A 21,178-nucleotide genomic window follows, 5' to 3' on the forward strand; every position below is an offset into this window, starting at 1 on the left:
TTGTCCGTTGTTGCCTAGTCTTTGCGTGAAACGAACAAGGCGGCGGAAACATTGCGCGAGATGCGCAATGGAACGCGTCTGAGGCTGATCAGCAGAAACGTCGCAGGCGTTTTATCCTCGATGGCGAAGCTGCGATCGAAAAAGCCAAAGGGTCAGCCGATCCTCGTGGCCGCTCTGCGGGTGTGGTGAAGCGCTGCAGTGACCCGGTCGATCTAATGTTGGTTCTTCTCGCTGGTGCAGTTACTTGGCGAAGTTCAGTTGATCCTCTTACGATCTCCAGGGAACAGAACGCGCAGTCAGTATTTTCGGTTGCTGGCGGTTGGTAGTGTTGCGTTGCACCGCTGCGTGTCTTTAACGGGAGAAAGGGTATGGTTCCAAAGTTACTCACCGGCGTGATGGCGAGCGCAGTTGTCCTCACGCCAGTTGCGGCTACGGCAGCTACTGCGGCCAAGCCGACAGTGGCGCAGTCGACACGCGCAGCTGCCTCTGTTGGTCAGTCGGAAAAGGCCGCGAGCGGTGGCGTGATCCCAGCAATCCTCGCGGCAGCGATTGTCGCCGGCGGCATCTATCTGGTTGTTGATGACGACGACGATGACCGCGCGGACAGCAACTGATGGTTGACGGGCGGGGAAGGGAGCTTCCCCGCCTCAGAGTCTAGATGGGGCTTGAATGGGTCCCGCCGCGCTGAGCAACGCATCTGCCAATTTTCTTATGAGGCGTGTGCAGGTGTCGGGCCTTGGCGCGTGACGCGTAGGCCATCACTTCGGGTCGTGATTCTCACAACAGCGTGAATTCGGACGAAGCCGCCTTTTGAGTCTGAGTCGATTTGCAGGTGAGAATGCGCCGAGTTGCCGCGCCTCTCCCATCCTCGCGAACTGCCTACCCCCCGTGCCGCGGGCAAAAAAATAGCGGCCCGAAGACCGCTATTTCTTATTCAACAGAGCGGATGCTCAGTTGCTGTCGGCCTCATCGTCCGAGTCGGCGATGATGACGATGCCGGCGATCACTGCAGCAGCAGCGAGAACGGCAACGATCACGCCGCCGCCAGCAGCCTGCTCAGCCTTGGCAGCCGGGGCGCTCGCGCGAGCAACCTTGGCGGTCGCCGGAGCGGCAACGGCGGGAGCAGCCGCCAGCGAGGCAGCGGCAACGGCCGCGAAATAGTTACGAAGCTTCATCACGAACTCCCTTTTTTGTCCGTTGCGGCGATCTGACAGAGATCGCATCGCAACGCAACGCATATAGCGCACTATACTGGTGGATGATCAGCAAAATTCCGCTGTGTTGCAACATTTCAACGCGTTATCGGATCAACCCAGGCCACCGCCAGGAGATCCAGTGGTATCTAAAAACCACTGGTCGCGCCCCTCAAGGCCGAGTGCGGTAAGTCGGCCCGATCGATAAGCCCCGGTATCGATGCCGATTCTGTTATCGCGCTGCGCGACATCGTCGGTGATGGTGTGGCCGTGCACAACCAACTTGCCATGATTCCCTGCGAAATCGAGAAAGGGCTGGCGGATCCAGCGAAGATCGCGCGGCGACTGCTGCTCCACCGGAACACCTGGCCGGATGCCGGCATGCACGAAGAGATAATCGCCTTCGACGAGGTAGTCGTCGAGCGCGCGTAAGAAATCGATGTGCTCGGCTGGTACAGCGCGCTCGATCATTTCAGCGAGTTCGGCAATGCTCGCCTCGTCGATCTCCTCGGGATCAAGGCCGTAGCTGAGCAATGTCTCGAAACCGCCTGCCCGCAGGAGCAACCGGATCAGATCGCCGTTGCCCTCATGCGCGCCGAGGAAGATCTCCTCGTGGTTGCCGCTGAGGCAACGGGTGTCCAGGCGCTCCGCACATAGCTTCCGTACACGCTCGACCACGCCGGCCGAGTCGGGGCCCCGATCGACCAGATCGCCGAGGAAGATAATGCCAGTTTCGGCTGCGCCACGCGCCGCGTCGTCTTCATCGATGCGGGCGAGCAACTGATCGAGCAGGTCGAGCCGGCCGTGAATATCGCCAATGGCGTAGATGCGCCTGCCCTCAGGCAATTCTGCCTGGATCGGTTCGGGGCGACGGCGCGTGAAAAGGCGCGAAAGCATAAGCGGCCGATATATTAGGAAGAGCGGTCCCTCTATCCAAGGCCGCTCGCACCCGCAACATCTCCGCGCCCTCAGACTGCTAAGCGGAGAGGCTGCGGAGATCGGGCGGGGGGCTGGTCCGGCCAGATCCCTCGAGTATCGAGAACCTGCTTTTCGCTGCGCTCCTCAAGCGGCACCGAGCGAAACACGTCATGATCAACCAGCACGATCATCATGGGGCAGCGCTCAATCGCGGTGTCGATATCGATCAGCGAGGCGCCGGCGGCTGCCAGAGGGGCGGGGAGCTGCGATGCATAAGGTTCAACGATTCGAATGCGATTGCCAAAGCGTTCTGCCAGCGCGCTTGCGACTTTAAGCGCCGGACTTTCGCGAAAGTCGTCGATGTTCGCCTTGAACGCCAACCCAAGACAGGCGACCGGCACGCCCGGATTGGCTTCGATCATAGCAGCCGCGCGCGCGATCACATGATCCGTCTTACCGTCGTTTACTTCGCGTGCCGTCCGGATCAGTGGTGTATTCGCCGGATCTGCAGCAACGAGGAACCAGGGGTCCACGGCGATGCAGTGCCCGCCGACACCAGGTCCCGGCTGAAGGATGTTCACCCGCGGGTGGCGATTGGCGAGGCGGATTACTTCCCACACATCGACGCCCATGGTGTCCGCGACAAGGCTCAGCTCATTGGCGAAGGCGATGTTGACGTCTCTGAACGCGTTTTCGGTAAGCTTGGTCATCTCCGCAGCGCGCGCGTTGGTGGTGACACAGGCGCCGCGCACGAAGCGGCGATAAAAGGTCAGCGCCTTGCGAGCGCAACGCGGCGTGATCCCGCCGATTACCCGGTCATTGTCGATCAATTCAACGAGGATCCGGCCGGGAAGCACGCGTTCCGGGCAATAAGCGACTGCATAATCCGCACCTTCACCCAGGCCGGGGGCTCGCAGATCGGGGCGAAGCTTCGCGAGCAAATCGCGCACCTGTTCCGTCGTGCCGACCGGCGACGTGGATTCCAGGATCACGGTATCACCCGCCTTCAGTACCGTGGCGAGGCTGGTGGCTGCGTTGAGAACATAGCCGATGTCCGGGGAGCGATCGTCCGAAAAGGGTGTCGGAACCGCGATGACGAAGACGTCTGCTACGTCGATCGTCGTGGACGCGCGCAGGTGCCCGCGTGCCACCACACCGGAGACCAGTCCATCGAGATCGACTTCCTCGATATGGACGCGGCCCGAGTTGATCGTGTCCACAACGCTCTGGTGGACGTCGATGCCCAGAACGCGCGCGCCAGTGCGCGCGATGACGGCCGCGGTGGGTAGGCCAATATAGCCGAGCCCGAGCACAACAACGTTCAGTTCGTTATCCGACTTCATCAGCGATGATCCTTGCGATCCGCTCACTCGCGTGGCCGTCCCCGAAGGGATTGTGGGCACGGGCCATTGCGGCATAGGCGGCCTTGTCATCAAGAAGCGTGAAGACTTCGGAAACGATCCGGTCCTCGTCGGCACCGATCAGCCTCGCGGTTCCGGCGGCGACGCCCTCGGGCCGTTCGGTCGTATCGCGCATCACCAACACGGGCTTGCCCAGCGCTGGTGCTTCCTCCTGCACGCCGCCGGAATCGGTGAGCGCCAAGTCGCAAAGGCCGAGTGCGCGAATGAAGTGCGGGTAATCCAGCGGGTCGATCCGGGCGACATTGGCCTGCTTCCCCAGCACGGCATCCATCACCGACGCGACATTCGGATTTGGGTGCATGGGAAACAGGACGGCCACGTCCTCGCGTGAGCCGATGCGTGCGATGGCGCGCGCGATCGCGGCCATGCCGTCACCGAAATTCTCCCGCCGATGAGTGGTGACCAGCACGATCCGCTTGCCAAAGAAGCGCTCGGCGATGTCATCAAGCTGTGCAGCAAGGCGCGGGTCGGCCTCGATCCGGCTGCGTGTCCAGTGCAGTGCATCGATTACCGTATTGCCGGTGACGTGCACGCCTGTGCGGATATTTTCGCGTGCCAAGGCGTCTGCCGCAGTCTGCGTAGGCGCAAAGTGAAGATCGGCGATTGGCGCAACGATGCGCCGGTTCACTTCTTCTGGCCACGGGTGGTAAATGTCGCCGGAGCGCAGCCCGGCCTCGACATGTGCGACGGGTATCTTGCGGTAATAGGCTGTCAGCGCGCCGCACATGGCGGTGGCAGTATCACCCTGTACGATGACACGATCAGGACGCTCGTTATCCAGAACGTCGCCAATCGCAACCAGCAGCCGGGCAGTAAGACCGTCAAGCGTCTGCCCCGGCTCCATCAGATCGAGGTCCACGTCCGGAGCCAGGCCGGCAATCGCCAGAACCTGATCCAGAAGTCCCCGGTGCTGGGCGGTGCCGCAGGTGCGCACCTTCAGCCCCGGTGTCGCCTGAAGTGCGCGCACGACCGGGAACAGCTTGATCGCTTCCGGGCGAGTTCCAAAGATGACCAGCGTTTTCATGCCAAGACGGATAGGACACGAGCGATTAAGGACGACCTAAGCAGATCTACGCGATTCCTGCTTTGCCGCAACGCAGCGTCTCGTTAAGCCCGCAGCGCAAATGCTCGGGAGAAGATCATCAATGCCGATCAAGCCGCTGCGTAAGGCCGTTTTCCCGGTCGCGGGACTTGGAACGCGATTTCTTCCGGCTACAAAATCGATGCCCAAGGAAATGCTGACCGTCGTTGACAAGCCGCTGATCCAATATGCGGTGGAGGAGGCGATCGAGGCCGGTATCGAGCAAATCATCTTCGTTACCGGTCGCGGCAAGGGCGCGCTGGAAGATCACTTCGACATTTCGTTCGAACTCGAAGCCACGATGAAGGCGCGTGGCAAGTCGCTCGCGCTCATCAACAATATCCGGCAGACGCCGGGCTCTCCCGTTTATGTTCGTCAGCAGGAGCCGCTCGGGCTTGGACATGCGGTCTGGTGTGCACGCGAGATTGTGGGAGACGAGCCATTCGCGGTGCTGCTGCCCGACGAACTGATGGTCGGGACGCCGGGCTTCCTCGCGCAGATGGTGGAGGCTTATCACCAGGTCGGCGGGAACCTGATCGGCGCACTTGAAGTCGCGCCCGAAGAGACGGACAAGTACGGGATCATCACCCCGGGCAAGGTCGAAGGACCGCTGACCGAAGTTCTCGAAGTCATCGAGAAGCCCAAGCAGGGCACCGCCAAGTCGAACCTCATGACGCCGGGCCGCTATATTCTGCAACCCGACGTGATGAAGATCCTCGACAATCCGGTGACGGGGGCGGGGGGCGAGATCCAGCTCACGGACGCAATGGCGCAGCTGATCGGAAAACAGCCTTTCCACGGCTATACGTTCACCGGTCAGCGCTACGATTGCGGCGACAAAGCAGGCTTCATTCAGGCGAACCTCGCGCTAGCGCTGGCCCGTGAAGACATCGGGCCCTCTGTTAGAGCCTTCGCGAAGAGCCTGGTGGGCTGAGCCCACCATCAGGGCGGCCTAAACCGGGATATGCTGGATCCGGTTTCTCCCACACGCGGGGCAGCCGGAATCCTTTGGCACGCGGATTGTCCGAAAGCGGAGATCCAGAAGGTCAAGCAACGTCAAGCGCCCAGCGGGATCCTGACCGAATGGTACCACGGCGCGGATCGCCTCAAGTGCCGCCATACTGCCGAGAATCCCAGTCACCGGGCCCAGCACGCCCTGCTCGGCACAAGTCGCCCCGTCCCGATCGGGCGCGCTGCCGACAAGGCAGCGGTAGCAGGGCTTATCAGCCTCCCACCCCCGATAGGTCGCGAGTTGCCCTTCGAACTGTCCGACGGCGGCAGAAATCAGCGGAATACGCGCGTCCAGCGCCGCATCAGCCACCGCCAGACGGGTCGCGAAATTGTCGCACCCATCCACCACCACATCTGCGCCCGCCAATAGGCCGGGAGCATTTTCCGCGCTGATCCTGGCGACCGTCGTCTGCACGCTGACGTACGGATTCTGTCGAGCAACAGCGCTCGCCGCCTGAATCGCCTTCGGGGTGCCGACATCGGGGGTGCCGAAGAGGATCTGTCGCTGAAGATTGGACAGGTCCACGCGATCATCGTCGATCAGGAGCAACCGCCCGACACCGGCCGCGGCCAGATAGGCGATCACCGGCGAACCGATGCCGCCAGCGCCAATCACCGCCACGGTAGATCGCTTCAGCCGCCGCTGCCCCGGGCCACCGATCTCACGAAGGATGATCTGGCGGGCGTAGCGCGCGCGTTCTTCCTCGCTGAGCGTCACTGCCATGCAAAGGTGACCGAGATGCGATACCAGCGCTCCTCCAGCGGAGGCGGCACATTGCCGCGGGCCATGCGCATGACGAGGCCCGAAGCATATTGCTCTACCGTCGGGCAGCCGATCGCATTGGGGCGGATCCGGCGCAACTGACCCGCTGGGGCGATCAACACGGCAAGATCGACGCGCAGCGGACTTTCCGCAGCGCATCGACCGGCGCGAACTTCGTCGCGCACGTAGGAAGACAGCGCTCCCGGATCGGGCTGGCGACGCTTCAGCCTCAGTTCGGGCAATTGCGACCAATCCTCCGGCGGTGAGGACAGGGGCGTGACAGTGCCGCTGGCCGACGAGCCGGACTGCGCAGGTTCGGCCGTCGCCGGCGCATCAACTGCCGCAGCTGTCTGGCCCAACGCCAGCATCAGGGGAATTGCGATCACTGCTTCACGATCCGAGTCCGCCCACGCCCGCCGTCTTATCAAGCAGGATATGGCGCTCGTCCAGAAGGGCAGTCGGTTCAGCGTCAATCACGGTCGATCTCCACACCTGCGCTCCGACCTTCGCGAGGATCTGGCGCACGAAGTCAGCCGATGCCTTCGCGACGTAGCAGTGCGCGGCGCGACGGTCAGGACGTGCCAAAACCAGTTGATCCGAACCCGCCGCCGCCGCGAGCGGTCGTGGCGCTCAGCGTATCAACAAAGGTGAGTTCCGGGCGGATGATCGGAACGAACACCAGTTGAGCGATCCGGTCCCCGGGATTGATGGTGAGCGTCTCCGAGCCGGGTGGGGTTCGAAGCCATGCGCTGACAAAGATCTGAGCGGTGTAATCCGCATCGATCAACCCGACCGACTGACCAAGGATGAGCCCCTTCTTGTGGCCGAGCCCGGACCTAGCGAGGACTATTGCCGCCATCTCCTGATCGTTCATCAACACGGCAATGCCGGACGGAACAAGCACCGCTGGAGCCTGCGGCTGAAGCACGAGGGGCTCGTCAATGCAGGCGTGCAAATCGACACCGGCAGCCATGTCCGTCTGATAGCGAGGCAGGCCCCACTCGCGCAGCCGCGGGTCCAAAATCTGAACCTCGATCTTCTTCCGGCAAGACGTCATCGCTACTTCTCTATGCTCCATATATGTCAGCGGCGTTTCCACTGCGGCTCGTCGCGCATCTCTCGGGCGGATCGGGACTGACGAAGTGGCGTGTGGCAAATAGCCGGCATTGAAGCCAGCCTGCAGCGAGGCGCGCCGCCTTTCAGATCCGACCGACAGGCGCAAGTCAATCAAGACCGATCGCCGCCTCAGCAGGCCAGATGCAGCAGAAACAAGGGGGCGAACCGAGGGAATGGAGCGGGTGAAGGGAATCGAACCCTCGTCGTAAGCTTGGGAAGCTTCTGCTCTACCATTGAGCTACACCCGCTCATCAGCGGCTCTGGCAGGGCACTGCCATGTTCAGGGCGGCGGCGTCAATCCAAATGCAGCGTCGTCGTTGCACTTGAGCGGAAGGCTGGAATGGCCCGGTGCGTTGCGGAGAGATCCTGGGTCACAAGGCGCATCCATCGGGGAACTGACGGGTGCGATCGGCCTGCCGTCAGACCCACGTCAGCCAGGCCCAAGTCTGGAGCAGGTATCTGACGAAGTAACTCGATTTCTTGGGAGAGCATTGGCTACGCAGATGTTGCGCGCGCCGTTCTGGCCGCCGCTGCCCTGCTGTGCGCCCGCGCCATCCTTGCTTGTGAGCTGCAGCCCGCGCCTTAGCGGCTGGGCCCGCATCAGATAGGCTTGGCCGGCAGCCCGGGCCACACCTACAAGATGTCATGGCCATGAAGCTCATCCTGCTCGATGCCGACGACACGTTGTGGCACAACATGCGGCACTTCGAAGTCGCCGAGGCAGCCTTTGCCGATATGATCGGGACGTTTGCCGATGTTGGCATCGCGCGATCCACACTGGCCAAGGTCGAAGAGCGCAACCTGAAGCATTACGGCTATGGCGCGAAAAGCTTCACCCTGTCGATGATCGAAGCAGCGGTGGAGCTCGGCGGATCGGCGCTCCCCGTCGAGAGCATCGCGAAGATCCTGGAGACCGGACGCGAACTTCTCCGTCATCCCGTGGAGCTGCTCGAGGGAGTGGGGGAGACTATCGAAGAGCTTGCCGAGATGGGCGACCTAGTCCTGCTCACCAAGGGCGATCTCTTGCATCAGGAGACGAAGCTGGCGGCTTCTGGACTCGGTAGCTACTTTGCCGCTGTCGAGATCGTGAGCGACAAGACGGTGGACACGTTTAACCGCCTGTTTGCCCGACGCGGCGTCGATCCCGCCGGGGCGATCATGGCAGGGGACTCGCTGCGCTCCGATATTGTGCCGGCGCTGGAGGCAGGCGCCTGGGCCGCCTTTGTGCCGCAGCCCCTCGCGTGGAGCCACGAGCATGCTCCCGAGCCGTCCGACGCACCCCGGTACCGGCGCTTGTCACACCTGCGCGACCTGCCGGCTCTGATCGCGGACATCAATCAGCGCCAAGGTTGAAGGTGCCGAGCCATTGAACTTGCGGGCGCGAGCTGCGAACCGCGCAGCAGTTCGCGCCGACAGGGACGTACGCCGTATCCAAACGACGCACGTCCCTCGATCAAGCCACTCTGCGTTCAACCGCGCTTGGCAGCGATGTAGCGGTTGACCTGCTCCTCCAGCAGATCGAGCGGGAGCGCGCCCTGGCCCAGCACCGCTTCGTGGAACTCGCGAATGTCGAAGCGCTTACCCAGTTCACGCTGCGCGCGGGTGCGCAGTTCCACGATCTTGAGCTGGCCTACCATGTAGCTGGTCGCCTGACCCGGCCAGTTGAAGTAGCGGTCTACCTCGCGCGCGATATCTGTATCGGATACCGAGCTGTTGTTCTTGAAGTAAGCGATCGCCTGTTCGCGGGTCCAGCGCTTGGAATGAATGCCGGTGTCCAGCACAAGCCGGATCGCGCGCCATACCTGCAGCGAAAGCATCCCGAACCGGGTGTACGGATCCTTGTAGACGCCCATCTCGTCACCAAGCCGCTCGGTATAGAGGCCCCAGCCTTCCATGTAGGCGCCATACCCGCCGAACTTACGGAACTTCGGAATGCCCGTCAGTTCCATCTGACGTGCGATCTGGAAGTGGTGGCCGGGCGCCCCTTCGTGGACGGAGATGCCGGCTACCTGCACCTTCTGCGTCTGGTTCATGTCCACTAGATTGACGTAGTAGATGCCGGGGCGCGTGCCGTCTGCCGAAGGTGGATTGTAAAAGGCGGTCGACGCCGTCCCCTCACGCCATTTTTCCACGGCACGTACCTCGAGCGGTGCCTTTGGAAGCACGCTGAAATAGCGCGGTGCCATCTCCATGACTGATGCGATGACGGCGCGCGCATCAGCGAGATATTGTTCGCGCCCGGCATCAGTGTTCGGATACTTCAGCTTCGGATCGGTGCGGATGTGGTCGAAAAACTGCTCCAGCGTTCCGGTGAATCCGACCTGGCGCTTAATCGCCTCCATCTCCTGCCGAATGGCTGCCACCTGCTTCAAGCCGATCTCGTGAATTTGATCAGCGGTCAGGTTGGTAGTGGTCGAGGTCTTCAGGCGATCTTCGTAGAGCGCGGCGCCGTCGGGCAAGCTCCAGACGCCAAAGTTGCCCTTTGACTTCGGCTCGATTTCATCCAGGGCCGCGAGGAGCACGTCGTATCCCCGCTTGAACGGGCCGGTAAGTGCCGCCTGCGCCTCAGACAGGAGCTGCTGCTTCGTCGCGTCAGGTGCGTCCAGCGCCATCACCTTCTTGCGGAAATCGGCCATCACCGTTGAGTCGGCGCCGCTGTCGAACGGCGCTCCCGTGATAACCTTTCGTGCGTCGCTACGAGCAGGTGCGAAATTGACCTTGTTCGGCACGATGCCCGCCGCGGCTTGCTCGCGCATGGTGGCTGCCACTTCACCCATCACACGTTCCGTATCGCGCAGGCGGCCGACATAGGCCCTGGCGTCGGCCACGGTATCAATCTTGTGATTGTTGATCAGCAGGACGGGGATCTCGCCGGCCGGGCTGCCATTTGTCGACACCGGGAAGCGATGCTTGCGGAAGCGGAAGGACTCACGTCCACGCTGCACCTCATACTCGAACAGTCGATAGCTGACGCGCGCACTCTCGCCGAGTTGCTCGGGTTTGAAGCGCGCCTTCATTTCCTTGAGCTGGCGTTCCGCCAAGTCGCGCGATCGAACCGCGGCGGCGTCGGTATAGTCGTCGAGCCGGTCATAGTTGGTCTTGAAGCCCAACTGGGTCTGCGACTCCGGGCTGAGCGCCAGCTGTTCATCGTAAGCCGTATCGAGGAATTGCAGCAGCGCCGCATCCTGCTGGCCGGCCTGCGCGGTGACGGGGGCCGGTGCGGGCGCATTCCCCTGCACCAGCGGCAACATCGGCAAGAGCATCAGGGCAAGGGTATGGCGCATTGAAATCTCCTAAAACTTACTGCTTGTTACGTCGTGCGCAGCGACGCGCAATGCCCTGCGAAAGCGGGTTGAACAGTCGCCTCTTGGCCGCTGGGTCGGCGCGTGCTTTGGTGAGAACTGGGCGTTGCCGCCGCGGAAGGACTTACTCGGGATCCGTCACTAGGACGGCCAGCTTGTTGCCGGTCCCGCTGGTTGCCAAGGTTTCCCTGGTAACGAGCATCGTCGTACCAGGAGTCAGCACCGCTTCCAGCTTTGACCGAAATTCATCGGGAACATGGCCTTTGGTGAGATCGTGGGTGGTCAGCTCACCAGTTGCGTTCAAGCCACCGCCCGGAAGCGGAAGGCGCAACCAGTGCGGTCCCTCGGTATCAAGGGCGCGCAGCGTGAAGGCCTGTGTTGCCGTAATCGGCTCATCAAGCACAACGGTGGCTGATCCGATCTGCTTGCCGTTGCGCAGCACAATGATCCTTTTGTCGCGTCCGCTGACGATGATGGAAACGGGGCCAGTCGGCGCTCGCTCCGGATTCCAGCTATAGCGGGTCGGGCTCGCGTGCAGGTCTGCGTCGGGCGCCTTCATCGGGTTTGCCGCAGGCGACACCTCCGGCACGAGGGCGTCGTTCGTAATCACCACGGTCAGTCCCAGTTCGGTCACGCCATAAAGCAGCTTGGCAAACTCAAGCGGCAGACGAACGCAGCCGTGACTGGCGGGGTAGCCGGGGAGCGAGCCTGCGTGAAGCGCAATGCCGTCCCAGGTCAGCCGCTGCATGTAGGGCATGGGCGCGTTGTTGTAGAGGTTGGACTTGTGATCCACGCGCTTCTGCAAAATAGTGAATACGCCCGTCGGCGTCGCGTGGCCCGGCTTGCCGGAGGAAATCGTGCTGACGCCGATCGGCACGCCATTGCGATAGACGTAGGCGCGCTGTGTCTTCAGGCTGACGATCATCGTCACTGGCCCGGTTGGCGCGATCTGCGGCGCCCAAAAGAACTGGCCAGGCTTCAACCGCTCAATGGCGCCGGGCTCCATGATGGGTGCCGGGATCTGGGCGGGAGCGGCTGCTGCAAGGGCGAGAGCAGCGGAGGCAAACAACGGCACGAAACGACGCATCGACATGCCGGCAGACATAAACTCCCGCTGGCACTGGCGCCAGCGGGAGGTATCGGAGATCAGAGATCGATCAGGATGCGCGTCGGATCCTCGATGGCATTCTTGAGCGCGACCAGGAAGGTCACAGCCTCGCGGCCGTCGATCAGGCGGTGATCGTAGCTGAGCGCAAGATACATCATCGGACGCACGACAACCTGGCCATTCACCACGACCGGGCGATCCTCAATGCGGTGCAGGCCGAGCACGGCGGACTGCGGCGGGTTGATGATCGGGGTCGACATCAGCGAGCCGAACACGCCGCCGTTGGAGATGGTGAAGGTGCCGCCCTTCATTTCATCCATCTTCAGCGTGCCTTCCTTGGCGCGCTTGCCGAAATCGCCGATCGTCTTCTCGATGCCGGCGACCGACAGGTCCTGCGCATCACGGATCACCGGCACGACCAGGCCGCCCGGCGACGACACTGCCACAGAGATGTCGGCATAATCGTGATAGACGATCTCGTCGCCTTCGATCGAGGCGTTGACGGCCGGAATGTCCTTCAGCGCCATCGTCGCGGCCTTCACGAAGAAGCCCATGAACCCGAGGCGGACGCCATGCTTCTTCTCGAACAAGTCCTTGTACTTGGCGCGCGCTTCGATGACCGCGGTCATGTCGACGTCGTTGAACGTCGTCAGCATCGCGGCGGTGTTCTGCGCATCCTTCAGGCGCTTGGCGATCGTCTGGCGCAGGCGCGTCATGCGCACACGCTCTTCCTTGCGGCCCGTCGATGCAGCGACCGACGGCGTCGGCGTAGCCGCAGATGCAGCCGGCGGAGCAGCGGGACGGGACGACGCGGCAGCTGCGACGTCCTCCTTGGTGATACGGCCGTCGCGGCCCGTGCCCTTGATCGTCGCGGGATCGACGCCGTGCTCCAGAACCGCGCGGCGGACCGACGGGCTCAATGCAGCCGGCGCATCGCTATCGACCGGGGTTGCACCGTGATTACCATAGCCGCCGGCGACCGGGGCAGGGGCTTCCGACTTGGTGCTCTCCGCGGCGGCGGGCTGTGCCGCCGGGGCAGCAGCGGCGGCACCATCGCCAGCCTCCACCGTGGCGATCATCGCGCCGACCTGAACGGTATCACCGACAGCGACGGCATGCTGGCCCATCACGCCCGCAATCGGGCTCGGCACTTCAACCGAAACCTTGTCGGTCTCGAGGCTGGCGATCGGTTCGTCGGCAGCGACCTTGTCGCCCGGCTGCTTCAGCCACTCGCCGAGGGTCGCTTCGGTGATCGATTCACCCAGTGTGGGGACCAGAACTTCGGTTGCCATTCCCGTTTCCTTCTGCCCCGCCATGCTTTGGGGCCCAGTTACGAGGCGCGTCTTGGATCACGCCTCGCAAGATCAACATTAGCCTGCCCTCCGTGGCTTCCAGGCGTCGCCGGAAGCCACGGCACAGGACGCTCTCAGCTCGCCGCCTTGCCGGCCTTCTTCGTCGTCTCTGCGGAGCGCGTGCGACGGATCTCCTCGCGCACGCTGTGCCCAAGCGCATCGGCGATCAACGCGCCCTGTTCCGCCTGGTGCCGCTTCATCAGGCCAGTTGCCGGCGAAGCTGCGGCGGCACGACCGGCGTAGCGTGCACGCTTGATCGAGCAGCCGGCGTCACCAAGCGCTTCCTCGATGAACGGTTCGACGAAGAACCAATAGCCGTTGTTGCGCGGTTCTTCCTGTGCCCAGACGACGTCTTCCAGGTTCGGCATCCGCGCGATCCGCTTCGCCAGCGCTTCCGTCGGGAACGGATAAAGCTGCTCGATGCGCACGATCTGCGTGGTTTCGTCGCCGGCAGCGTCTCGGGCCTCGATCAGGTCATACGCGACCTTGCCCGTGCACAGCACCAGCCGCTTCGTCGCTTCGTCGGACGGTGCCGACGGATCTGAGAGGATCCGGCGGAAGTGCGTGTCACCGACAAAGTCCGCCGCAGAAGAGACCGCCAGCTTGTGGCGCAGCAGTGACTTAGGCGTGAAGATCACGAGCGGCTTGCGGAACGGGCGGTGCATCTGCCGGCGCAGCAGGTGGAAATAGTTTGCCGGGGTGGTGCAGTTCGCAACCTGGATATTGTCCTGGGCGCAAAGCTGCAGGAACCGCTCCGGCCGGGCGGAGCTATGCTCCGGACCCTGACCTTCATAGCCATGCGGCAGCAGCATCACGAGACCGTTGGCGCGCAGCCACTTGGCCTCGCCGCTCGCGATGAACTGGTCGATCATGATCTGCGCGCCGTTCACGAAGTCGCCGAACTGCGCTTCCCACAGCACGAGGGTCTTCGGATCGGCCAGGGCATAGCCATATTCGAAGCCGAGCACGCCATATTCCGACAGCGGACTATCGAGCACTTCGAAGTGACCGTGCTCGATGTTCGAAAGCGGCACGTGGCGCTTTTCGGTGTTCTGGTCGACCCAGACGGCATGACGCTGTGAGAAGGTGCCGCGGCCTGAATCCTGACCGGACAGGCGAACGCCAAAGCCTTCCGACAGAAGGCTGCCGAACGCGAGTGCTTCGCCGGTAGCCCAGTCGAAATTCTCGCCGGTCGTGAACATGTTCCGCTTGGCCTCAAGCACGCGTGCCAGCGTCTTGTGGATCGCCAGGTCTTCCGGAACGCTCGTCAGCGTCCGGCCGATCGAGTCAAACAGCTTCTGCTCGATACCGGTATCCACGCTGCGTCGAGCCGTTTCGGCATCAGCAGGCGCATGCAGACCCGACCAGCGACCGTAGAACCAGTCTGCCTTGTTCGGCTTGTAATTGGCGCCAGCTTCGAATTCGCCCTCCAGAACGGTGGTGAACTGCTTGACGTTCTCATCCACCCACGCCTGGTCCACGACCTTCTGCTCGATCAGGCGCTTGCCGTAGATCTCGCTCACCGGCGGGTGATTGCGGATCGCCTTGTACATCAGCGGCTGGGTGAAGCCCGGCTCGTCGCCCTCGTTGTGACCGAACCGACGATAGCACCACATGTCGATCACGACATCGCGGTGGAACTTCTGGCGGAACTCGATCGCCATCTTGGTGGCGAAGGTGACGGCCTCGGGATCGTCGCCATTGACGTGGAAGACGGGCGCCTGGACACCCTTCGCAACGTCCGAGGGATACGGCGAAGAGCGCGCGAACTGCGGGCTCGTCGTAAAGCCGATCTGGTTGTTGATGACGAAGTGGACGCAGCCGCCGGTGTTATACCCTCGAATACCGGAGAAGCCGAAGCACTCCCACACGATGCCCTGGCCGGCAAAAGCGGCGTCACCGTGGATCAGCACCGGCAGGGACTTGCTGTGTTCGCTAAGGTCACCTGCGATCGTCTGAATTGCGCGCACCTTGCCCAGCACCACGGGATCCGCCGCCTCGAGGTGCGACGGGTTCGCCACGAGCGACATGTGGACCTTCACGCCGTCAAACTCGCGGTCGGTGGAGGTGCCGAGGTGATACTTCACGTCACCCGAACCACCGATATCGTCCGGGTGTGCCGAACCGCCGGCAAATTCATGGAAGATCACGCGCAGCGGCTTGCCCATGACATTGGCGAGCACGTTCAGGCGGCCACGGTGGGCCATGCCGAACACGATCTCGTTCACGCCGGCCGCGCCGCCGTACTTGATGACGCTTTCCAGCGCCGGGATCATCGCTTCGCCGCCGTCGAGGCCGAAGCGCTTCGTGCCGACGTACTTACGGCCGAGGAACTTCTCCCACTGCTCGGCCTCGATGACCTTGTTCAGGATCGCCTTCTTGCCCTGGGGCGTGAATTCGATCGCCTTGTCCTTGCCCTCCATGCGCTCCTGGAGGAAGCGGCGCTCCTCGACATCGGCGATGTGCATGTACTCAAGGCCGACGTTGCCGCAGTAATTCGCGCGCAGGATGTCGACGACCTCACGGATCGTGGCCCATTGCAGGCCGAGCGTCCCACCCATGTAGACAGGGCGGTCGATGTCGGCTTCGGTGAAGCCGTGGTATTCGGTGCGCAGGTCAGCCGGCAACTCGCGCTGCGTATTCAGGCCGAGTGGATCGAGGTTCGCTGCAAGGTGGCCGCGCACGCGATAGGTGCGTACCAGCAGCTGTGCGCGAATGGCGTCGCCGGCGGCGCGGACGATTTCTTCCTGCGACAGAGCAGGCGCGGGAGCGGCAGCCGGGGCAGGGGCGGGCTTGCCCTTTGACGGCTTGGGCGCCGGCTCCATCTGCGTCGGATCAAGCGCGGCGGTCAGATCGTCGGTGCTGGTCAAAGGCCACCGCTCGTTGCGCCAGCTTGGCCCCGAGGTGCCAGTTTCAAGCCCCTCGAAGAACCCGCGCCAGCCCGGCTCGACGCTGTCGGGCGAGGCCTTGAAGCGCGCATAAAGCGCATCGATGAACGCTGGCGATACGCCGCCGGCGATGTCCGAGAAATCCTGACCTTCGTAGCCCATTGCCTACTCCACTCCCTCTCTCCCGAACGCAGGAGAGAGGGTTGCGCAGACCAGGACCCGACTGACCCTGGTCGTAGCTGGGAGAGAGGTGAACGGTATCGCAGAAGCCGTGCGGGCCTGCGGCTCGCTCAACCCCTCTCCAAGTTCGTCCAAGCAACGAGTTGCCGGGACTTCGTATCCCCTCTCCGTTGAGGAGAGAGGATGTTACCTTACTTGCCCAGGACCGACAGCAGCGTGGAGCCGAGCTCGCTCGGGCTCGCCGCCACCTTGATGCCGGCAGCTTCCATCGCCGCGATCTTGTCCTCGGCGCCGCCCTGGCCGCCCGAGACGATCGCGCCGGCGTGACCCATGCGGCGGCCCGGAGGCGCCGTACGGCCCGCAATGAAGCCGGCCATCGGCTTCTTGCGGCCACGCTTTGCTTCGTCGCGCAGGAACTGGGCTGCTTCTTCCTCTGCGCTGCCGCCGATCTCACCGATCATGATGATGGATTCGGTCGCATCATCGGCCAGGAACAGCTCGAGCACGTCGATGAAGTTCGTGCCGTTGACCGGGTCGCCGCCGATGCCGACCGCGGTGGTCTGACCCAGGCCGGCGTTCGAGGTCTGGAACACTGCCTCATAGGTCAGCGTGCCCGAGCGCGAGACGACGCCGACCGAGCCCTTCTTGAAGATGTTGCCCGGCATGATGCCGATCTTGCACTCGCCGGGCGTCAGCACGCCCGGGCAGTTCGGGCCGATGAGGCGCGACTTGGAGCCCGAGAGCGCACGCTTCACGCGCACCATGTCGAGCACCGGAATACCCTCGGTAATGCACACGATCAGCGGCACTTCGGCGTCGATCGCCTCAAGGATCGAATCCGCGGCGAAGGGCGGCGGGACGTAGATCACGCTAGCATCGGCGCCGGTCTTCTCCACCGCCTCGGCGACGGTGTCGAACAGCGGCAGGCCGAGGTGCGTGCCACCACCCTTGCCCGGGGTAACGCCGGCGACCATCTGCGTGCCGTAATCGAGCGCCGCCTGGGTGTGGAAGCTGCCGGTGTTGCCGGTCATGCCTTGCGTGATGACCTTGGTATTCTTGTCGACGAGAATGCTCATTGGCTCTCCAATCCCTCAACCCGGCGCGCGCTGCCGGATGCCGGCGCGCACCGGGTAATCAATCCGGCGTTACGCCAGGCTCTCGTCGATGCCCTTGCAGGCGACGAGCAGTTCCTTAACCGCGTCAACCGAGACCTGAAGGTTCGCCTTCGCCTCGTCCGACAGCTTCACCTCGACGACCTTCTCGACGCCGCCGGCGCCGATCACGACCGGAACGCCGACGTACAGGTCGTCAACGCCATACTGGCCGGTCAGATGCGCTGCGGCCGGCAGGATGCGCTTCTGGTCGTAGAGATAAGCCTCCGCCATCGCGATGCCGCTGGTGGCGGGTGCGTAATAGGCCGAGCCGGTCTTCAGCAGCGCGACGATCTCGCCACCGCCGCCGCGCGTGCGCTTGATGATCTCGTCGACCTTCTCCTTGGTGGAGAAGCCCATTTCGATGAGGTCGCTGACCGGGATGCCCGAAACGGTCGAATATTCGAGCACCGGGACCATCGTGTCGCCGTGACCGCCGAGCACGAAAGTGTTCACGTCCTTCACCGACACCTTGAACTCGTCGGCGAGGAAGTGGCTGAAGCGTGCCGAGTCGAGAACGCCCGCCATGCCGACCACCTTGTTGTGCGGCAGGCCGGAGAATTCGCGCAGCGCCCAGACCATCGCGTCGAGCGGGTTGGTGATGCAGATGACGAACGCGTCGGGCGCATTGTCACGAATGCCTTCGCCAACCGCCTTCATCACCTTCAGGTTGATGCCAAGCAGGTCGTCGCGGCTCATGCCCGGCTTGCGGGCGACACCGGCGGTGACGATGATCACGTCGGCGCCAGCGATGTCCTTGTAGTCGTTCGAGCCGATGATCTTGGCGTCGAACCCTTCGACCGGGCCGCACTGCGACAGGTCAAGCGCCTTGCCCTGCGGCACGCCTTCGACCACGTCGAACAGAACGATGTCGCCAAGCCCCTTGAGAGCAGCGAGGTGCGCGAGCGTGCCGCCGATATTGCCGGCGCCGATCAGCGCGATCTTCTTGCGGGCCATCCAATCCCCTTTCCGTAACGTGGGTCGTGATTGGAGAGGTCGGGTACGCCCTTTGAGCGAGCCGCACAAGCCACTAAAGGCAGGCTCGTTCCTTTTTAACGATAACCGTTCTCAATAGCAATAGTAAGCTCAGCCGGTCCCGTGGCCCTGTGCCAGATAGTCTTCAGAGCGCATCTCCTCCAGACGGCTGACCGTTCGCTGAAACTCGAACCGCCCATCGCCGGCAGGATATAAGGCCTCAGGTTCTGCATCAGCCGCGGCCAGCAACTTCACCTTATGCTCGTAAAGTGCGTCGATCAGGCTGACGAAACGCGCGGCCTCGTTGCGGTTCTCCGGCCCAAGAACGGGAATGCCGACCAGGATCACGGTATGAAAGCGACGTGCAATCGCGAGATAGTCGGCGCTGCCCCGTGCCTCGCCGCACAGCTTCCTAAAGCTGAACACCGCCACGCCCTTTAGCGACTTCGGCACACGCAACGCGCGGCCCTGCACCGTGAGTTCCTCGCTGGGGACGTGGTCGCGATCTTCGGGCGGGTAGTCGGTGAGGCGGAAGAACGCGGCAGAAAGCTGTGCCGTGGCTTCCGCGCCATTGGGGACCAGCCAAGTGTTCTGCTGTCCGAGGCGATCGCGCCGGTAATCCACCGGCCCATTCAGGGCGAGAACGTCCAGCCGCTCCTGAATGAGTGCGATGAATGGCAGGAAGTGCTCACGGTTCAAGCCGTTCTTGTAAAGGTCGGTTGGCACTCGATTGCTCGTCGTCACCACTGTGACGCCCGCCTCGATCATCGCGGTGAACAGGCGGGACAGGATCATTGCGTCCGGCGAGTTGTTGACTATCATCTCGTCGAACGCGAGCAACCTGGCTTCCTCGGCGAGCGCCGCGGCCACCGGCGGGATGGGATCGCCTTGTTCCTTGCGCCTCTCCGCGGCGATCCGCTCGTGCACCTCCAGCATGAACTCGCCGAAGTGTACGCGGCGTTTCCGATCGACAGAGACGTTGGCGAAGAACAGGTCCATCAACATGGATTTGCCGCGGCCGACGTCACCCCACATGTAGATGCCGCGCGGCGGGATGACCTTTTTGCGGAAGAACCCGATCGTTTTCGGATTTTCAAGCTCGAAGGCCAACGCGTCGAGCCGTGCCGCGGCAGCCGCTTGTTCCGGATCGGCGCGCAACTCGCCCGCGGCAATCAGGGCTTCATAGGCATGTAAGACTGCGGCCACGACAAACTCCATTGAGGGACGTGATGGCCCCGCCACCTGACGCGCGAACATCGGCACCACCGGCCAAGCGTTTAGGGGTGTTCAAACCCTAAGAGGCCGCTGCGGAAGGCGAGGCCTCACATCGGCAGGCTGTTGGTGCCCAAGAGGGCCGGGGGCGATAAAACCAGGTCAGCGCTTGGTCGGCTTGCGGATCGTGCCGGAAAACTCCGCTACCGGGCTTTCGCCCTGCACCACGAGGCCGCGCATGAACAGCAGGCGGCCAGTCTCGCGGAGCAATTCCACGCGTGCCTCCAGCGGCTCGCCGATCGTGCCTGCGCCCATAAAATGAGTGTTGAGGTCGAGGGTGACGGCCGTTCCAGCCGTGATCAGACCAAAGCTGCGCGCGGCGGCGAACAGTGCGACATCGATGAACCCCAGCATCGCGCCGCCATGAACATTGTTGCCCAGGTTCGAATGGCGCCGTTCCGGCAGCATTCGCACGCGGCAAACGCCATCCTCGACGCGGACGACCATATCGCCCAGGAAGGTGTTATAGCGATCCGAATTGCGCAGGCCCCAGCGATGCCACCCGGGGTGATCGGGATGTTCCTCATAGAGGAATTCGGGCTTCGGCTCGATATCCGCCACATCAGCTCCGTGGATAGCAGGCGAAGTCGGCGTTAGGGCAGGGCGCTCGCAACCCGTTCCTCGACTTCGGTCGGAACAAGCGGGGAGGGATCGTCGAGTCGCGTCAGAGGACGCGCTCGACTTCCATCTTCTTGATCTCGGCGATTGCCTTCGCCGGGTTCAGCCCCTTGGGGCAGGTGTTCGCGCAGTTCATGATCGTGTGGCAGCGATACAGGCGGAACGGATCCTCCAGGCTGTCGAGCCGCTCGCCGGTCATCTCGTCGCGGCTGTCGGCCAGCCAGCGATAGGCCTGAAGCAGGATCGCCGGGCCGAGGAACTTGTCGGAATTCCACCAATAGCTCGGGCACGAGGTGGAGCAACAGGCGCACAGGATGCACTCGTACAGGCCGTCGAGCTTCGCGCGGTCCTCCGGCGACTGCAACCGTTCCTTGCCGGCGGGGGGCGGGGTGACGGTCTTCAGCCACGGCTGGATCGAGGCATATTGCGCGTAGAAATGCGTGAAGTCCGGAACCAGGTCCTTGATCACGTCCATCGCGGGCAGCGGGGTGATCTTCACCTCGCCCTTCACGTCCTCGATCGCGGTGGTGCAGGCGAGGCCGTTCTTGCCGTCGATGTTCATCGAGCACGAACCGCAGATGCCCTCGCGGCACGAACGGCGGAAGGTGAGCGACGAGTCCTGCTCGCTCTTGATCTTGATCAGCGCGTCCAGAACCATCGGGCCGCATTCGTCGAGATTCACCTCGAACGTGTCGTAGCGCGGGTTCTCGCCGCTGTCCGGATCGTAGCGGTAGATCTTGAAGTTGCGCATCGTCCCGCCCGGCTCGGGCGAGGGAATCTTGCGCCCTCCCTTGATCTTGCTGTTCGCCGGCAGGGTGAATTCGGCCAT

General features: G+C 63.0%; 20 protein-coding genes and 1 tRNA gene. 3 read left to right on the plus strand and 18 right to left on the minus strand.

Annotated features, from left to right (window positions below; translation table 11 throughout):
• Nucleotides 1-368: 368 nt before the first annotated feature.
• Nucleotides 369-614, plus strand: coding sequence for a hypothetical protein (locus tag LQ954_RS04330; RefSeq protein WP_227770684.1), 246 nt, complete (start codon nt 369-371; stop codon nt 612-614).
• 336 nt (nt 615-950) lie between these two features.
• Here LQ954_RS04330 and LQ954_RS04335 read toward each other — a convergent pair whose 3' ends face one another.
• The 4 genes from LQ954_RS04335 to wecB form a co-directional block, all read right to left on the minus strand.
• Nucleotides 951-1,175, minus strand: a complete 225-nt coding sequence (locus LQ954_RS04335) for a hypothetical protein (protein ID WP_227770683.1) — start codon at nt 1,173-1,175, stop codon at nt 951-953.
• Nucleotides 1,176-1,307: 132 nt separating this feature from the next.
• The gene (locus LQ954_RS04340) at nt 1,308-2,090 is read right to left on the minus strand and encodes a metallophosphoesterase family protein (protein ID WP_227770682.1); all 783 of its coding nucleotides are present in this window, start codon (nt 2,088-2,090) and stop codon (nt 1,308-1,310) included.
• 71 nt (nt 2,091-2,161) lie between these two features.
• Nucleotides 2,162-3,454 (minus strand): UDP-N-acetyl-D-mannosamine dehydrogenase, encoded by a 1,293-nt coding sequence (wecC, locus tag LQ954_RS04345; RefSeq protein ID WP_227770681.1) that lies wholly within the window; start codon nt 3,452-3,454, stop codon nt 2,162-2,164.
• Nucleotides 3,441-4,556 carry a non-hydrolyzing UDP-N-acetylglucosamine 2-epimerase gene (wecB, locus tag LQ954_RS04350; protein ID WP_231022134.1) on the minus strand — a complete coding sequence of 372 codons (1,116 nt, stop codon included), beginning with the start codon at nt 4,554-4,556 and terminating at the stop codon, nt 3,441-3,443. The genes wecC and wecB overlap by 14 nt, the downstream gene beginning before the upstream one ends.
• Nucleotides 4,557-4,677: 121 nt before the next feature.
• Here wecB and galU point away from each other — a divergent pair, with 121 nt between their 5' ends.
• Nucleotides 4,678-5,547 carry a UTP--glucose-1-phosphate uridylyltransferase GalU gene (gene galU, locus LQ954_RS04355; RefSeq protein WP_227770679.1) on the plus strand — a complete coding sequence of 290 codons (870 nt, stop codon included), beginning with the start codon at nt 4,678-4,680 and terminating at the stop codon, nt 5,545-5,547.
• 18 nt (nt 5,548-5,565) lie between these two features.
• On the opposite strand, the gene LQ954_RS04360 is transcribed toward galU, so the two are convergent.
• The 5 genes from LQ954_RS04360 to LQ954_RS04380 form a co-directional block, all read right to left on the minus strand.
• Entirely contained in the window at nt 5,566-6,342 is a 777-nt protein-coding gene (locus LQ954_RS04360) for a HesA/MoeB/ThiF family protein (protein WP_227771077.1), read from the minus strand.
• A complete protein-coding gene (locus LQ954_RS04365; protein WP_231022135.1) occupies nt 6,339-6,773 on the minus strand; it encodes a hypothetical protein in 435 nt (144 codons plus the stop codon). The genes LQ954_RS04360 and LQ954_RS04365 overlap by 4 nt, the downstream gene beginning before the upstream one ends.
• Nucleotides 6,774-6,777: 4 nt before the next feature.
• Nucleotides 6,778-6,972, minus strand: a complete 195-nt coding sequence (locus tag LQ954_RS04370) for a hypothetical protein (RefSeq protein ID WP_231022136.1) — start codon at nt 6,970-6,972, stop codon at nt 6,778-6,780.
• Nucleotides 6,959-7,444, minus strand: coding sequence for a dUTP diphosphatase (gene dut / locus LQ954_RS04375; protein WP_231022137.1), 486 nt, complete (start codon nt 7,442-7,444; stop codon nt 6,959-6,961). The genes LQ954_RS04370 and dut overlap by 14 nt, the downstream gene beginning before the upstream one ends.
• Before the next feature lie 233 nt (nt 7,445-7,677).
• A tRNA-Gly gene (locus LQ954_RS04380) sits at nt 7,678-7,751 on the minus strand.
• 397 nt (nt 7,752-8,148) lie between these two features.
• Here LQ954_RS04380 and LQ954_RS04385 point away from each other — a divergent pair.
• Complete coding sequence (locus LQ954_RS04385; RefSeq protein WP_231022138.1) at nt 8,149-8,856, plus strand: HAD family hydrolase; 708 nt, start codon at nt 8,149-8,151, stop codon at nt 8,854-8,856.
• Nucleotides 8,857-8,972: 116 nt separating this feature from the next.
• Here the strand turns inward: LQ954_RS04385 and LQ954_RS04390 are convergent, their stop codons facing one another.
• The 9 genes from LQ954_RS04390 to LQ954_RS04430 all read right to left on the minus strand — a co-directional run bounded on the left by LQ954_RS04390 (nt 8,973) and on the right by LQ954_RS04430 (nt 21,178).
• Nucleotides 8,973-10,787: a DUF885 domain-containing protein gene (locus LQ954_RS04390; protein ID WP_231022139.1), complete on the minus strand. Its 1,815-nt coding sequence runs from the start codon at nt 10,785-10,787 to the stop codon at nt 8,973-8,975.
• A gap of 142 nt (nt 10,788-10,929) precedes the next feature.
• Complete coding sequence (locus tag LQ954_RS04395; RefSeq protein WP_231022140.1) at nt 10,930-11,898, minus strand: L,D-transpeptidase; 969 nt, start codon at nt 11,896-11,898, stop codon at nt 10,930-10,932.
• A gap of 53 nt (nt 11,899-11,951) precedes the next feature.
• Complete coding sequence (gene odhB / locus LQ954_RS04400; RefSeq protein ID WP_231022141.1) at nt 11,952-13,205, minus strand: 2-oxoglutarate dehydrogenase complex dihydrolipoyllysine-residue succinyltransferase; 1,254 nt, start codon at nt 13,203-13,205, stop codon at nt 11,952-11,954.
• 134 nt (nt 13,206-13,339) lie between these two features.
• Complete coding sequence (locus LQ954_RS04405; RefSeq protein ID WP_231022142.1) at nt 13,340-16,315, minus strand: 2-oxoglutarate dehydrogenase E1 component; 2,976 nt, start codon at nt 16,313-16,315, stop codon at nt 13,340-13,342.
• A 209-nt stretch (nt 16,316-16,524) separates the two neighbouring features.
• Nucleotides 16,525-17,409, minus strand: a complete 885-nt coding sequence (sucD, locus tag LQ954_RS04410) for a succinate--CoA ligase subunit alpha (RefSeq protein WP_227770667.1) — start codon at nt 17,407-17,409, stop codon at nt 16,525-16,527.
• Nucleotides 17,410-17,478: 69 nt separating this feature from the next.
• Nucleotides 17,479-18,441: a malate dehydrogenase gene (gene mdh / locus LQ954_RS04415; protein WP_227770666.1), complete on the minus strand. Its 963-nt coding sequence runs from the start codon at nt 18,439-18,441 to the stop codon at nt 17,479-17,481.
• Nucleotides 18,442-18,570: 129 nt separating this feature from the next.
• Nucleotides 18,571-19,665 (minus strand): cell division protein ZapE, encoded by a 1,095-nt coding sequence (gene zapE, locus LQ954_RS04420; RefSeq protein WP_231022143.1) that lies wholly within the window; start codon nt 19,663-19,665, stop codon nt 18,571-18,573.
• 168 nt (nt 19,666-19,833) lie between these two features.
• Complete coding sequence (locus LQ954_RS04425; protein ID WP_231022144.1) at nt 19,834-20,292, minus strand: PaaI family thioesterase; 459 nt, start codon at nt 20,290-20,292, stop codon at nt 19,834-19,836.
• 103 nt (nt 20,293-20,395) lie between these two features.
• On the minus strand, nt 20,396-21,178 hold the full coding sequence (locus LQ954_RS04430) for a succinate dehydrogenase iron-sulfur subunit (protein ID WP_294444193.1): 783 nt from the start codon (nt 21,176-21,178) through the stop codon (nt 20,396-20,398).

Source organism: Sphingomonas sp. IC-11, from assembly GCF_021043365.1.
Taxonomy (GTDB): domain Bacteria; phylum Pseudomonadota; class Alphaproteobacteria; order Sphingomonadales; family Sphingomonadaceae; genus Sphingomonas.